The 14899-nt window shown below is 69.6% G+C and carries 9 protein-coding genes; 2 read left to right on the plus strand and 7 right to left on the minus strand.

All coding sequences use genetic code 11. The features are described from left to right. The first annotated feature begins 3 nt into the window (after nucleotides 1-3). The gene (locus ABD292_RS10345; RefSeq protein ID WP_344206863.1) at nucleotides 4-1923 is read left to right on the plus strand and encodes an N-6 DNA methylase; all 1920 of its coding nucleotides are present in this window, start codon (nucleotides 4-6) and stop codon (nucleotides 1921-1923) included. Here the strand turns inward: ABD292_RS10345 and ABD292_RS10350 are convergent. From ABD292_RS10350 to ABD292_RS10375, 6 genes are read right to left on the minus strand one after another with little or no spacing between them, the layout of a single operon-like run. Beyond that, nucleotides 1848-3902, minus strand: a complete 2055-nt coding sequence (locus ABD292_RS10350) for a hypothetical protein (protein WP_344206864.1) — start codon at nucleotides 3900-3902, stop codon at nucleotides 1848-1850. The genes ABD292_RS10345 and ABD292_RS10350 overlap by 76 nt on opposite strands. Beyond that, nucleotides 3899-6145, minus strand: coding sequence for an AAA family ATPase (locus ABD292_RS10355; protein WP_344206865.1), 2247 nt, complete (start codon nucleotides 6143-6145; stop codon nucleotides 3899-3901). Before ABD292_RS10355 ends, ABD292_RS10350 begins: the two co-directional genes overlap by 4 nt. Next, nucleotides 6142-7722 carry a hypothetical protein gene (locus tag ABD292_RS10360; protein ID WP_344206866.1) on the minus strand — a complete coding sequence of 527 codons (1581 nt, stop codon included), beginning with the start codon at nucleotides 7720-7722 and terminating at the stop codon, nucleotides 6142-6144. The genes ABD292_RS10355 and ABD292_RS10360 overlap by 4 nt, the downstream gene beginning before the upstream one ends. Before the next feature lie 4 nt (nucleotides 7723-7726). Next, nucleotides 7727-11158, minus strand: a complete 3432-nt coding sequence (locus tag ABD292_RS10365) for a DEAD/DEAH box helicase (protein ID WP_344206867.1) — start codon at nucleotides 11156-11158, stop codon at nucleotides 7727-7729. Continuing rightward, a complete protein-coding gene (locus ABD292_RS10370) occupies nucleotides 11155-12591 on the minus strand; it encodes a protein kinase domain-containing protein (RefSeq protein ID WP_344206868.1) in 1437 nt (478 codons plus the stop codon). Before ABD292_RS10370 ends, ABD292_RS10365 begins: the two co-directional genes overlap by 4 nt. A gap of 14 nt (nucleotides 12592-12605) precedes the next feature. Beyond that, the gene (locus tag ABD292_RS10375) at nucleotides 12606-13295 is read right to left on the minus strand and encodes a vWA domain-containing protein (protein WP_344206869.1); all 690 of its coding nucleotides are present in this window, start codon (nucleotides 13293-13295) and stop codon (nucleotides 12606-12608) included. A gap of 321 nt (nucleotides 13296-13616) precedes the next feature. On the opposite strand from ABD292_RS10375, the gene ABD292_RS10380 reads away from it, so the two are divergent. Further along, nucleotides 13617-13787, plus strand: coding sequence for a hypothetical protein (locus tag ABD292_RS10380; RefSeq protein ID WP_344206870.1), 171 nt, complete (start codon nucleotides 13617-13619; stop codon nucleotides 13785-13787). 123 nt (nucleotides 13788-13910) lie between these two features. Here the strand turns inward: ABD292_RS10380 and ABD292_RS10385 are convergent, their stop codons facing one another. Continuing rightward, nucleotides 13911-14888: a threonine ammonia-lyase gene (locus ABD292_RS10385; protein ID WP_344206871.1), complete on the minus strand. Its 978-nt coding sequence runs from the start codon at nucleotides 14886-14888 to the stop codon at nucleotides 13911-13913. Between the last annotated feature and the right edge of the window lie 11 nt (nucleotides 14889-14899).

Below are 14899 nucleotides of genomic sequence, written 5' to 3' on the forward strand. Positions count from 1 at the left end.
GTTTTGCAAGACAGCGCCACGGTCGCAGCGGCCGACATCGCAAGGCTGGCGGGGGTTGGGCGCGCCGCCGTCAGCAACTGGCGTCGCAGATTCGCCGACTTCCCCGCGCCGGTCGGCGGGACCTCCAGCAGCCCCCTGTTCTCCCTGGCTGAAGTGGAGGAATGGCTGCGCCGTCAGGGGAAACTCGCGGAGGTCCCGCTCGACGAACGGGTCTGGCAGCAACTTCGTGCCGGAGTCGAGGACCTGCAGCTCGCACAGGTGGTCGGCAGCATCGGAACGTTTCTGCTGTTCGGGGAGGCGGAGGAACTACCGGTGACCTTCTCCCGGTCGTTGCTCGACGCCGTGTCCGAACTTGCCGCCGAGCGAGGCGCCGCATCGACGTTCGACTTCCTCTACGACCGTTACCTGGAGGCGCATTCCCGGAGGGTCGTCACCCTGCCGCCCGAGGTCGCGGATCTGATGACGGCCCTGGTGGTTCCCGATGGGGGCACGGTCCTCGACCCGACGTGCGGGCTGGGCGGCCTCCTGGTCTCCGCAGCCACCGCGGGCGCCTCCCGTGTTCACGGGCAGGACCGGGACGAGGACGCGGCCCGGATCGCGACCGCGCGCCTTCTCCTGCGCGGGCACGATGCCGTCATCAGGACCGGAGACTCCCTCCGAGCCGACGGCTTCGCAGAAGTCCTGGCCGATGCCGTGATCTGCGCACCGCCGTTCGGCGAACGGCACTGGGGATATGAGGAACTCGCCAGCGATGTGCGCTGGCAGTACGGCCTGCCACCCCGCGGCGAATCGGAGCTGGCCTGGGTTCAGCACTGCCTGTCCCACCTCAAGCCGGGCGGGCATGCGGCCGTCCTGATGCCCGCCGCTGCCGCCGGCCGGCGGTCGGGCCGTCGTATCCGCGCTCAGCTGCTACGCAGCGGCGCGCTTCGAGCAGTCGCGTCCCTGCCTGTCGGCGCGGCCCCGCACGCGCTCGGCGTGCCGCACCTGTGGATCCTGCGTAAGCCGGCGCCTGGCGACTCCGTCCCCTCTCACGTGCTCCTGTTCGACGCTTCGGACGTGCCATGGACGCAGCTCGGTACGACCGTCCTGGACCGCTGGCAGGCATTCGCCTCCGAAACAGGTGACCAGGGAGCGAGGGCCCTCATCGAATTGCTGGACGAGGAGGTGGATCTCACCCCCCTGAAGCCGGCAGCCGGCGCCGAGGAGACATTCAGTTCGTCATATCGGGGCCTTGTCGCGACCGTGGCCGAACTACAGCAGGCATTGCGCGACGTTCAAGGGCTTTCAGACACGCATTCCGAGCTGCCCAAGACGACGATCGCCGAGCAGGTGAGGGCAGGGTCGATCGTCGCGTATCAAGCTCCTCGACAGCAGGCCGATTCCGGAAAACTGCCTGTGCTCACCGTCGACGACGTGCTCGCCGGCCTTGACCCCAGCGGTCGCACTTCCCTTTCGGCGGACATGGTCAGGCTGGAGCCCGGTGACGTGGTGGTGCCGATGGGCGGCAGGGCGTTCGTCGCCCGGATCGTGCAGGAAGAAGACGCCGTCCTCGGCAGTGGCCTCCTTCTCCTGCGAGTGGATCCGTCACGGATCGACACCGCCTGCCTGGCCGGATTTCTACGGATCGCCGGCACCCAGGCTTCCGGACGCAGCCAGTCCGGAACCTCGCGATCCGATCTCCGGAAGGTGGAAATCCCCAGGCTTTCACTGGAGGAACAGCGTCGGCTCGGTGTGGCGTTCACCCGGCTGGAGAGGCTCAAGGAGATTGTCGGCAGAGTGGCGCAGCAGGGCGCGGCTCTTGTTGACCTGGCGATCACGGGTCTCGGCAGTGGGAAAATCGATTACCCCTATGACCGAGGGATCAGGGAACAACGGTCGCAAGCGGCCGACTCCGGGCAGTGGCCGCAGAAGGGGCAGACATAGCTGCGTGCGTTCTGCCAGCAGGGTACGGCCAGCACTTCCTGGGAGAATTCCTCGTCCAGCAGGTCGCCGTCCCCGCCCGTCCGATCGGCCAGCGTGGGAACGGTCACCACCGGATAGTTGCGCCGGCAGGAGGTGCAACGCCGAATTTCCCATGTGGTGGAGCACGAGCAGCGGCACCAGTAGGTGTCGTGTTCACGCGGTGCGAACGTGGTGGCCCGGCGCCCGCAGAAGGGACACAGCGACAGTGAGGTGATCTGGTCCGCGGCGGCGAGCAGGTCGATGCGCAGGCGGTCCAGCTCACCGGCGTTGTCGCCCTGCTGCCGGGCGGCGTCGGTACGGATTCGCAGGTCGGTCAGCGCGGGGGTGAGCCGGGCGAGCTCATGGTCGGCGGGCGGGCAGGTCACGAGGAGCTGTCCGTCGCGCCAGACGAGCCAGGGGAAGCGGCCGGCGAGGGCGCCGGCTCCGGCGATCTGGCAGGTCACCCGTGCCGGGTAGGCGAGCATGATCTTCTCGTCGAGCGCAGCGCGCAAGGCTCGGGCCACCCGCGCCATGCTGCCGAGATCGGTCGGGCTGACGGGCACCATCGTGGAGTTGTGCACGGCTAGCCGCCGGTCGAGCGGCAGCGCCTCGCGTTCGGATCGCTCGCCTGGGTAGAGCACCGCGACGCGGCACTCAGCGATCAGGCTCGTGAGATGCCCGTCCAGCTCCGCGAGGTCGCTCTGGCCGGTCAGGGCATGCGCGAGCGGCACCAGACGGAGCACCTGCTCGTCGTCGAGCAGCAGCGTGAAGGTGTCGTCGTGGTTCCAGTCGAAGCGAACCGTACGTCCCCGGTAGGCGTAGACGGGACCCGGTTCGCCGACGTGCGGGGCCCGCGTGCCCGTGGGGGTAAGGCCGAGCTGCTCCAGCGCGCGAAGCACGAGCACCAGGGCGTAGCGGGCGAAGTCGCGGCACCAGGCGGCCAACGCGTGCACGGGCTCGGCCAAGCCGTCCGCCCCCTGACGGGAGGCCGTCTCGACATCCCATAGGCGCCGGCAGTGCCGGTAGTTCACGTCGTTGTCGAACAGGTTTGTCGGCCGCAGCCGTGGCGGGCCCGTGTACGGACCGCGCACACCGGAGCGTAGCTCGGAGGCCAGCAGCGGGGCCAGCGCGTTGCGCAGCGCGAGCAGTTCCCGCCGCCGCCGGCTGATACGGGCCGGCAGGTCGTCGCCCATGAGCAGGTCCGCGATGAAGGCGTAGAGCCTGCGCTTCTCGCGCCAGTCGGGACGCATCTCCGCCTGCTGGATCAGGTCCTTGCCCTGGCCGACCATCGAGTCGATCTGGTCGATCTCGGCGATTCCCGCGAGCACGTGGCGCCACAGCCGGTCGAGCAGGGTGGCGACCACGCGGTTCTCGTACAGGTCGCGGTCGGCGATCTGCACGGGGGTGAGCAGCCGGGCCGGTTCGACGCCGTGCAGCCTGCGGGCCGCCCAGGTCTCGCTGTGCGCGGCCAGGTGCACGACGGTCCGCCAGGTGATGCGCCTGGCCTTGCTCACCGGGACCAGGACGTCCTCCGTACGCAGCCGCGCGTGCGGGCGCTGGCAGACGGCACGCAGGTGGCCCAGCCCTGCCTTCAGATGGCGTTCGAGCGGATGTGCGCGTAGCCGGTCCACCACCCCGTTGACCAGCGGCGGGACACTGGTCCACGCGCTCAGCGGGGCGGTGCCCCGCTGAAGATCGGCTACCTTGCCGGCGATGAAGGCGATGCTCTCCATGACAATGGGAGCGGGGGTGGGGGCGGCGCCGAAGTCCCCCGCCCAATGTTCACCGCCGCTGCGCAACGTCCAGCGCCCAGCGCCGGCCGCCAGATAGGCTCCGGGCTCCACGGCGACGCCGCTGACCACGTGCCGTCCGGCGGGGATGAGGTAGCGGCCCAGGAGGGTGGCCGAATCAGGCAGGAGGACAGGGGCGCCGCTGAGCCGGTCCCACAGCTCCGGCCTCACACCTGCCCCAGCGATCTGATCTCGGCGTTCAGCACCCGCAGGGACTTGGCCGGCGAAGTTCCGGGGAAGGCGGGAGCCCACAGCGTGGTGATGTCGTTGCGCAGGTCGCGTAGGTCTCCTGCGGAGATCTCGACACGGCCGGAGAGTTTGCGCAGCACCTTGGTGGCCAAGAGGTGGTCTGCCGCCTCCCCGAGCTTGCCACCGGCCGCGACCGTTACCGGGACGAACCGTCCGGCCTGCCTTTCGAGCCTGCTGCCCCAGGACACACCGAACTGGTCGCGTAGCCGGTCGCCCAGCTTCTGGTCGAGGAACGCGAGGACTTTGCCGGTCTCGTCGCCGTGCTTGGCCTCGGCTGCGTCGAACGCGCTCACCAGCGCCTTCAACGAGACCGGGGTGAGCGGGCCGTGCCCGTCGGGTTCGAACCGCCGTGGCTTGGCGGGGAGTTCCAGCACATGGGCACGGTCATAGGTCTTGTCGGCGAATCTGACCGTGGTCTCGTCGTGGTTTGCCGTGCCGATGAACCACACGTTGTCCGGCAGCTCCAGAGCGCGGCCGTCCCGCAGCAGCGCGGGCGCGGGTGACACGGCGGCGGTCATCAGCGGCAGCAGTGGCCGGGAGGCGGGGTCGCTCTCCTTACGCTCCATGGCGGACAGCAGGTCGCTGAAGTACTGCTCGGGGTGCGACAGGTTCATCTCGTCCAGCACCACGAAGAACGGCTTGCCGCTGAACAGTGGGAGCTGAGCCTTGTACAGGCTCTGGGTGAACTCCGACTCGTAGAACTTGCGCTCGAAGGAGTTGTAGTAGCCCAGCAGATCCTGTGGGCTGCGCCATTCGGCGGCCACCGGCACGGTCTCCCGTCCGGCCCCGGTGATCGCCGCGAACGCCTCAGGCAGGCGCGTCTTGCCGATGCCGCTGATGCCCTGGAGGAGATGGAGCCTGCTCGCCGCCAGACCGGCGACGAAACACCGCAGGTCGGCCTCGGAGTAGTACAGGCTCAGGTCAAGCGCCATACGCGCGCGCACCTGCTTGACGAAGTCCCGGAGCTGGACGGGGGACTCCTCCAGCCGCGGCTGCACGGCGTAGTCGCGATTGTCGTCCATGGCCGAGCAGGCGGGGAACGGCGGGGTGTCCCTGATGACGGCCTGCATCTTCTCCAGTTGCTGGGTCTGATGCTCCAGCTCCTGGGCGAGCACCGCGTTCTGCCGCTGCAGCACATCGTTGATCATGCGGGCGTTCTCCCTTTCGGTGCTGGAGATCATCGACGCGGCCGCGTGGCGGCGAAGCTCGGAGTTCTGCCGTACCAGCTCCTCGTGGTCGAGCATCAGATCGTGGTAACGGGCCTCCAGCTCCGCGACCCGCTCCCGGTCCTGAACCGGATTGGCTGCCGCGGCCTCGCGCAGCTGGCGGTTCTTCGTCTGGAGGTCTCGCAGCTTCATGCCCGCCTCGGAGGCGGTGAGGCCCCCCAGTTCGGCCACTCCCGCCTCGTGCCGGGCCAGTTCGGCGGTAGCGCGTTCGGCGACGCCCCGCATGGCCTCGTACTGCTGCTGGTAGCCGAGGCCGCGCTGGCGCGTCCGTTCCAACTCCGCCTGCAGGTGGGCGAGACGATCCCTGATCCGGTCGTCCACCTCCTGGTCCAGGTGGTTCTCACGGGCAGTCAGCCGGCGATCGGACCGCCGCTGCTCCAGCTCCTTCTCTTCCAGGAGCGCCGCGCGCTTGTCCAGCTCGGTGGCGCGCTGCAGCATCGCGCCTTCGCGCTCGGCGTACCGCATGTCATGTGCGGCCTCCGCGTCGCGCTGGCGCTGCTCGAAGTCGTGCCTGCGGGCCGCCAGCTCCTCGCGCAGTTCGTCGAGACGCGCCTGCCGGTAGCCGGCGAAGTCCCGTTTGGCGTCCTCCTCCAGAGCGACGAGCTGCTGCCGACGCTCGGCGAGGGCCTTTTCCGCCTTGTCCACCTCGCTCTCGCGCCGCCGGAGATCGGCACGGTCGGCCGCCAAGCCGGCGCGGGCAGTGTCGAGTTCGGCTTGTCTGCCCCTCAGCGTGGCCGCCTGTTGCTCGGCCGCCTTGCGGGCCCGTTCCGCGAGGCCGATGGCCCGGCGCAGCCGATCGGTGTCCACCTGGCCGTCCACCTCGGGAACGGGATCATCGTCCACCCGGTCGGCGTCCAGTTGTTCGGCGGCCTCGACCAGTTCCTGCGCCTTCTTGACCTTCGCGCGCTGGCTGTCTCGCCTGCTGCGGCTCGGCGTCATCGGACTTCGTATCCTTCCCGTGGTGGCGGCATGGAAATGAGCAGGCGAGCGGCGTCGAGGGCGAGCTGGCGGCACCAGTCGATGTCGTCCTCGACCGTTGCGTCCCGCAGGGAGTGCGAGCCGCGGTTCCGCAGGCCGCTCAGCACGCTAAGGTCGTCGAGCACTCCGGGACGGCGCCGCACCAGCGCACGCATGGGGTGGCCGGCCCGATGGGGACTGCGGGAGTCGGCTGCCGCGACCAACACATAGGGAACCAGGCTGGGCAGGAAGGCCAGGTCCAGATCGGGACGCCTGCCCCTGATCAAGGGCCGCACCTTGCGCTCCTGGAGATAGTGTCCTGGCACCCGTTCGATGCCGAGGTCTTCGGCGGCCATCCGCAGGTTCGCCTGCACGACCTCCAGCGAAGGCCGTGTGCCCGCCATCCAGCTCGGCTCGTCGGGCGCGGGATATTCGATCAGCAGTTGCCTGAACAGGTACTCGTGGATCCGGAACGCCTCGCGGGCGACGGACTCCACTCCCGACTCGCCGCCGCGGGCCGCCGCCTCCTCCAGCCCTACCAGCAACTTCAACACTTCGGGGCGTCGCCGCAGCTCGCTGCCGAGCAGCTGGACGAGCCGCGTCTCGGCGGCCTGTCTGACCTGGCTCCCCTTCGCCCTGTACTCCTCCGCCAACCTGGCAGCGGACGAGTCGGCGACCCCTTTCATCACCTTCGCCAGATCGGGATCACTGGTGAGCCGGCCGGCCAGGAGCCGGCGCGCCATCGGGTTCGGGTCCAGCCCGAACGGGTCGAGCAGCCGCGGGCCGCGAGCCGGATCGTCTCCCTCATCCACCCACATCAGCAGGTATTCGGCCATCGGCCGGCCGATGTCCACCACGCGCTGCACGGCGGTCTCGTGCGGCAAGGTCAGCTCGGTGGACATGGCGTGCAAGTCCGCCTCGGCCGCGTGCGCTGCCGGGTTGCGGCCATCCGGCCGCTCGGTGAGCCACACGGCGTTGTGCGCCAGCTCCGCCCGCCGGTGCGCCGCCACGGCGGCGATGATCTCCTGCGGTACGGGCGGCCTCGGCAAGGGCACCTCGGCCGTTACGACGTGGGCACACGCGGGGCGGGCGGATCCCGCCGAGTTGAGCCGCAACTTGGCCTGGCCGTCCTGCAGGCCGTGGACACGCTCGAACACCAGGTCCCGGGCCGATCGGGGCCACAACCGTCCCGTCCACGGGTCCTGGAAGACATGGGTGACGATGAGCTCGGGCTCCTCGTCGACGCGGTTGAGCGCCAGCGTCTCGCGGCCCTCGGCGGTCAGCGCTCCGTGCCGGTCGACTCGGCCGCCCGCGCGGAGCTGGCGCAGAACGTAGTTGCAGAGGTCCTCGCTCTGGTGGATTTTCGCAGCCAGCTCGTCCGGCTGCCGCACCCCGGCCTCGCACAGCGCGAGGATCACCTTCTCGATGATGTTGAGATGGCGCGTCCGCAGCACGGGGGCGACCACCCGGTACACCAGTACGGGCCAGCAGAGGAACATCAGGTCGCCGGAGTCGGGCGGCCGGCGGAAGCGCAGCGCTCCCCGGAGGATCTGGAACATCGCCTCAACTCCCCGGATTCAGCACGACGCCGGTCGGCGGCACGCACAGTTCGTGAAAGTCGCGAAGCGGCTCCACCGACTTGGGGATGAGCGGCGTGGTGAACATGGCGTCGTCCCCGACCACCACCAGCAGGCGTTCCTGGCGGCTCATGGCCACGCAAAGCCGGTTGCGCAGCATGAGGTGGCCGTACGCGCGCCGCGCCCACTCCTCGTAGTCCGCGTGCCCGGGATGATCGGGCTCCCGCTGGGAGGGGTGGAGATCGGGCAGATGGCTCGACCGGGCGATCGACAGCAGGACCACGTCGAACTGCTTGCCTTGGAAGGCGTCCACGGTGCCGACCTGTAACCTGATCCGCTCGGAGCCGTCGGCGTCCCGCCGGAGCTCTTCGACCGGCCGGAAGCCCGACTTGTGCCGCTCTGCGAGCTTCTCCTTGACCAGCTCTTCCCAGATCAGTCGGACCTGGGCCGAGTAGAAGCTGATCACGCCGAACCTCAGATCGGGGCGTGTGAACATGTGCCGGGAGAGTTCCTTGGCGATGGCCCGCGCCTCGGCCCTGCGCGCCTTGCTCTGCCCGGCGTGCTCGCGGCCCGCGCTCTGGGGCACCCGCAACCACGCCGCGGGCCGGTCGTCGTACCCGTCCAACTGGTGGGAGAAGTCCTCATCGGGCCGTGGCGAGTCCAGGGTGTCGCGGTAGAAGCTGCGACCCACGAATTTGCCCAACACCTGGTGCATTCGGTATTGGCTGCGCAGCCGTACCGCGCGCCGCGGCCCCGGAGTGTCGTCGCCATCGTGCAGGAGCGTGAACAGCCTGCCGAACAGGCTCTCCCTCAACGTAACCAACTCCTGGCTGTCGTCGGAGCGCAACTCGTGCTCCACGTCGGGCTCCAGCATGTGGGGGAGCTGGTCCTGGTCGCCCACCAGCACCACTCGGCGCGTGGCCAGCGTCAGCGGGATCAGCAGGTCCAGCGGGTTGGCCCTGGCCGCCTCGTCCACGATCACCGTGTCGAACAGCCGCTCACCATCCTTCGCCGCCTGCACCGCCGGCGAGTCGGCCTGCTGGCAGGTCGCCGCCAGCGATGTGGTGTACAGGCGCAACGTGGCCAGCACGGCCTCGGGGTCGCCCTCCAGCTCGTCGAGGTATTCCAGCAGTGCCAGCCGTACGCCCTCGGTGGTGGCGCGGCTGCGGCTGCTCAGGTCGTCGACGATGTCGTTGAGGAGGTCGACCACGTCCTCCCTGGCCGCAGGGCGGAACAGCCGGTCGGCCCGGTCCGTGAGCCGGTCGAGCAGCTCGTCGCGGACCGCCGACAACTCGGCCAGGAACGGCGGCGGCTCGGCCTCGACCCAGTCGGAGGCGCGGCGCAGCAGCTCACGATGCCGCTCGTCCACGGCAGGTACGTGATCCAGGAAGGTCAGCGCGGCCGCCGCCTTGAGCGGGCCGTCATCACCGAACGACTCCGGCAAGCAGCGTATGCCGCGAACCGCCCGCAGCGTGCTCGCCCGCCGGTGGTCGGCCTGGAACCCGGCCACGCGGGTGGCGGCCGCCAGCTCGGCGACCAGCTGCCTCAGGCGGCCGAGCAGCTCGTCCGACACCAGCCCCGAGACCTGCTCGGCGGTGCGGCCGAGCACCCGGGCCAGCTCCTCGACCGGCATCGGCGCTCGGCAGTAGTCGGCGGTCTGCCTGGCCACGGCACGCAAGACCATCGAACGGCGGCCCTCTGGCGTGCTGTTCACCTCCTCTTTCAGACCCCGGATGGTCGCCAGCCGCCAGTTCTCGATGTGCGCGGTCGAACCCCGGCTCTGCGAGTCGATCTTGACAGCTGGCAGGTCCCAGACGTTCGAGCGCTCGACCAGGTTGTCCACGGCGGCATGCTGGTAGCTGGTCAGCAGCACGCTGCGGCTGACCACCGCGTGGTCGCGGCCCTCCTCAGCGAGGCGGATCTGGAGTGCGGCGATGAGCTGGGTCTTTCCGGTGCCCGGAGGGCCCTGGATGATCGCGATATCAGGGGTGTTCAGCGCGGTGTCCAGGGCGAGCCGCTGCTCGGCGTTGGGATCTCGCTTGGCGAAGCAGGCTTTCGCGGCCTCGGACATGGCGGGAACCGGGCGCCGTGAATTGCCGCGGACGGCTGTGCCCTGGAGCAGGGACAGCAACTGGGGGAGCGGGATGTTTTCGTTCAGCAGCCGCCGGAGCGCGCGGTTGCGGCGTTCGAGGCGACGCCGGTCGCCCCTGATCGCCGCATGAAGGAAACCCCTGCCCGGCGGCTCGGCCTGGCGCTCATCGTCACCGCCGTGTCGGACCATCCGCAGGTCCACGAACCGTTCTTCCTCGTCGGCGTTGACGACCGCGCCGGTCATGTTGCCCGGCACCAGGTCGAGGCCGAGGAGTCCGGCGTAGGGGTCGACGACGCCGGAGCCGCCGAGCACCTCGGGGAGCTGGACGGTGCACTCCAGGTCCGTCTCGTGGCCCGCGCTCAATTCCTCACGCACACGGGTGAGCAGCTTGTCCCGGCCCGGGACGATGGTGAACCGGATGACGTCTTCGCTGTCGTCCTGGTACGACCAGCCCGAGTATTCGAGGAAGTCCAGTTCGGCCAGCCTGCGCAGCGCGTACCGGTCCTCCATCTCGTGGTAACGGCGCCAGATCGCCATGAACGTCTGCTCGCCCTCGTCGCTGCTGAGCCGGGTCAGCTCTTCTTTCATCTTCCGCCTGAGCCCGGCCTTGGCCGTCGCGTTGTAGATCTCGACATCGACCTCGATCAGGGCGGTGCGGTCGAACTCGCGGGCCTGACGGCTCTCGTGGTGCACCTGGCGCAGCCGCCATTCGCCGTTCTCCTGCTTGAGCGTCGCCACCACCTCCGCGCCTATGAGCTTGCAGGAGACAGGCTGGGTCAGATCCTGGTTAGGACGGACGACCGCGACCAGGCGCCGTCGCTGGGTACCGCTCGGCGGTACGGCCAGGTCCAGCGGGCTCGGGGCTCGGCCGGGCGGCGGGGGGAACAGGAGTTGCCGCCTCAGCCAGCTCAGGGACTCGCCCCAGCCGCGTGCCCCTCTGTCCTCGCCGGCTCCGGTGATGCGCTTGACGGAGCCGAGCGTCTTCTCGTCCGCCCCCACGCGCAGCTCGCCCCACTCGAAGCGGCCGATGATCTCGTAGACCCGCAGGTGCAGCCATCTGCCCGCGTCGATGTCGCCCGCGAACGCTATGACCCGGCTGTTCTCGGTCACCAAGTCGCGCAGTGTGGCGTTGTCCGCCGCCGACCGGCCGCTCGCCTGGTGCTCGCGCACCGACCCGTCGGCGAGGGTATACGTCGCGATCAGCGCGGGACCCAGTCGTTCGAGCCCGACTTCCCTGCCGATCAGGCCCTCGGGCCGTACGCCTGCAGGCAGTTCGACCCAGGCGAATCCGGCCCGGCCCGGCAGCACGTTCGCCAGCGTGTTCATCGCCCTCCCGTCCGCGTGACCAGGACCTTCATGAGACGGTGCACCTCACTCTGCCCGCCGAAGTGGATCATCCATCGCCCGGCATCGGCCAGGCCGAGCGACCACGTCTCACCGACGTCCAGTACGACACTCCGCCGGGCGGACCGGTTGACCATCCACACCGGATGACGGCCCACCCGCTGGATCGTGAGCTGTGCGCCGCCGTCCCATGCCAGTTCGATCAGGGGTTCCCCGGGATCGATCGGGAGGTCGGACGGCCCGCGGTCGAGGCACAGCAGGCCGTTGCGCGCCCGTACGACGACGGGTTGCCGGGCGGCCACGACCATCGACAGCAGCCGTTCGGTCTCGGCCTCACCCGAATCCGCCGTCACCTGCCCGGCGGGCAGGAACCCGTGCACGTCACACCGCAGGACCGGCGGCCGCTCCTGCCGGCGACACCACGGACACATCGGCTCCCCGGCGTGGTAGGTTCCGCCGCAGCCTGGACAGCCGATCATCATCAACGCCGCCCGGTCGAGCTGCGTATGCCACTCCCACAGGGACGGGCGCCTCTCCGGCCGGTGCAGGCCTTCCTCCAGGGCCTGCGTGGCCAGCCTCCGCAGTCCTTTGGTCAGAACGAGCTTCCGCGGCAGCCCCTTCCTGCTGTGGTTACGCAGGTCGGAGCCGTGATCGATCCACGGCAGGTCCCCCCTGAACGCCTCTTCCTCCTTCTCCGGGTGCAGCTCCACCACCTCGCCGATGAACGGATGCACCAGCGCCAGCACCTGGAAGGCCAGGACGGCGAAGGCGAAGGCGTCCGTCAGACTGTCCTGGCCGGCTCGTCCGTTGACGAGCTCCGGTGCGGCGTACCCCGGGGTGACGTACGGCGCGTCGGACAGCTTGGCCTGCACGGACACGTTATCGGGGTCGATCAGCCACACCTGGTCGTACTCGCTGCGCGCCGACACCAGGATGTTCCCGGGCGACACATCGCCGTAGGCCAGTCCTCTGGCGTGGAGCCGGTCCAGCGCCTCGGCGGCCCGCGCCAGCAGCCGCAACCGCCTGCGCAGCCCGCCCGTCGCCTGGAACCATCCCCCCACGTTCTCGGGGGGCACAGAGGCCAGCGAACCGATGGCGACCATCCCGGCCAAGAGCTCCATGGTGTAGCCGACCTCGTCGCCGACCAGCAGCGACAGCGGCCGGGCAATGGGGATCCCGGCCAGGTCGAACCGTCGTACCGCGGCCACCCGTGACCGCAGCTCGGCCGCCCGGGCCCCTCGCTTGAGGATCTTGACCGCGACCTGTTCCCCGGTGAGCGACCAGACCGTGCCCTGGCCGCCGCCTCCGAGTTCCTCGCGCAGTTCAAGGGACTCGCCCCGATCGTCGTGCACGATGTCGCCCGGCCGGTACTCCTTCTTGCGCCTGACCTGCCTCACCGACGGAGGTGCCGTCACTTCGTGCTTTCCCTTCAGTCCAGGTCGGCCAGTTCATCCGGATCGAAGACGGGGACTTCGTCGGGCCGGGTGCTGTTGACCCGCATGCTCATGCTCCTGGTGAGCACATTGAAGATCTCCAGCACGCGGTCGGCCTCGTCGGCCCGTACCACCGGATACAGTCCGTCGGCCACGAATGACTCCAGCACCCGGTAGGCAGGGGTGCCGGCCTCGGGGCCGATGGCCACCGCTAGCCGCGCCGACCTCTTGCTCTGCGGTGAGCCGAGCAGCGCGTCGAGCTGTGCTCGCCAGGCCGAGGTCGGCTCGCCGTCGGAGATCAGGACCAGCGTGGCTGGGTGGGCCTGCTCGGACATCAGCTCTTTGTCTTCCAGCACTGCTTGGGCCAGCTCGAAGGCCGCGCCCATGGGGGTTCCGCTGGGGCCGGCCGTCGCGGTCATGTCGGTCCATTTCACCGAGGCGGCAGGCAGAGGCTTCTGGTGGAGCACGGTCCCGGTTCCGCCGAACGTGATCACACCGATCGTGATCTCAGCGCGAGGGGACCGTTCCCGGGCGAGGGCCCGGATCATGGTGGACATGGCACGGTTCAGAGAATTGATCTTGCCGTGTTCGGCCATACTCCCACTGACATCCGCCAGGACGAGCACAGGCAGCGGCCGGGGGCGTTGGACGGACGCGAACGGTGAGTCGGTCTCATCGAGCGACATGGAGTCTCCTTCGCAGTGCAGAGCATTGCAGGATTTCCACTCACCGATGCCACGTCAAGCGGTATAACGAACTTACTATTCAGTACTTGAAGGTTTGGGTGAAATTCCCTCCTTGATGCGACGTAATGGGTGATTGTCGCAACTCGCACCTATTAGGGATATTTGCGAGCGCCGGGCACGAGGCAGCACGATCCGGTCTGGCGGCCTGCGGGTGATCTGGACGTCATGGCCGTTCAGCTCATGATCAAAGCCAATCATCAAAAGAACCGGCCGGGGAACGCCATGTGAGTGCTTTTCCGAACGGCCTTACTTCTGGCCATCGTGACGGCGTCGCCGCTCGCGGTGGTCCCCGTCCACACGCCGCACGGCAGCCACGTGGCCTACGGCCGCAAGAGCGACGGCGCTCTGGTCGTTCATGACCTGACCACGGGGAAGATCCGCGCCGGCCCGGGCAGTTGGTCGCCCGGCGCCGGCCCGCTGAGATACACATGATGCGTCGCGGTTCGAAGTTCGGCGCCTTGCGGATGGGCGGCGCGGTCGTCGCCTACGTCGATTCGCAGACCGTCGGGAAGCCCCTTCCCAAGGTGCGTGGGGCCGGCGTCGTCGAGGGCAGGGTCAATTGGCCTCCTGGATTCGGCCGCCCGGCCGCACCATCGGCCCCTCCTCGGTGGCTGCGCCGGTCGCGACGTTGCCGCCGGAGAGGACCGCGACCACGGGCCCCGGCGGCAGGTGCGTCCGGTGGGCGAGGTAGGCGGCCGTGGTGACCGCGCCGCTGGGCTCGGCGCGTTCTCCCAGCTTCCCCATGAGCAGGCCGGCGGCGGCGTCGATGGCGTCCTCGGTCACGGTCACCATGTCGTCCACGTACCGGTGGATGTGCTCCCATGCCAGGGCCCCCAGCACCGGGCCGCGCAGCCCGTCGGCCCGGGTGCGGTAGGTCAGCTCGACCGGCCATGCCGTCCGGATGCCGGAGCGGAAGCTGGCCGCACCGTCGGCGGCCAGCTCGGGCTCGACGCCGATCACCCGGATCGCCGGGTCGGCGGCCTTGACCGCCACGGCGACCCCGGCGAGCAGGCCGCCGTTGCAGACGGGCACCAGGACGGACCCCGCGTCCGGCAGGTCCCGGCCGATCTCGGCCCCGGCGCTGCCGTGCCCGGCGATGACGTCAAACGCGTCGGAGCTGATCACCGTCGCGCCGAACCGTTCGGCCAGCGCCAGGCAGGCCTCCTCCCGCAGGGCGGGCGGCACGATCACCACCTCGGCGCCGAGCCGGCGCGCGGCGCTCACCTTCAGCTCCGGCGCCGTGTCCGGCAGGACGACGGTCGCCCGGATGCCCTGTTCGGCAGCGGCGTAGGCGATGGCCTGGGCGTGGTTGCCCGACGACTGCGCGATCACGTGCCGTACGCCCTGCCCGGCCAGCCGGACCACGGCGTTGACCGCGCCGCGCACCTTGAACGAGCGGGTGGGCTGCCGGTTCTCCGGCTTGACCCAGAGCCGTTCGCCGGGCAGCCGCAGCAGCGGCGTGCGCCGGACGTACGGGGCGATGCGCTCGCCCGCCGTCCGGATGTCGGCCGCGGTGACGAGCCTCGTGCTCACTGCGAGTTCCA

The organism is Nonomuraea bangladeshensis (assembly GCF_039529455.1).
Lineage (GTDB): Bacteria > Actinomycetota > Actinomycetes > Streptosporangiales > Streptosporangiaceae > Nonomuraea > Nonomuraea bangladeshensis.

Coding starts and splice junctions, on each gene's coding strand:
- ABD292_RS10375 (WP_344206869.1), bottom strand. CDS start 13,295: ATGTCGCTCGATGAGACCGACTCACCGTTCGCGTCCGTCCAACGCCCC.
- ABD292_RS10360 (WP_344206866.1), bottom strand. CDS start 7,722: ATGTTCCAGATCCTCCGGGGAGCGCTGCGCTTCCGCCGGCCGCCCGAC.
- ABD292_RS10365 (WP_344206867.1), bottom strand. CDS start 11,158: ATGAACACGCTGGCGAACGTGCTGCCGGGCCGGGCCGGATTCGCCTGG.
- ABD292_RS10355 (WP_344206865.1), bottom strand. CDS start 6,145: ATGACGCCGAGCCGCAGCAGGCGAGACAGCCAGCGCGCGAAGGTCAAG.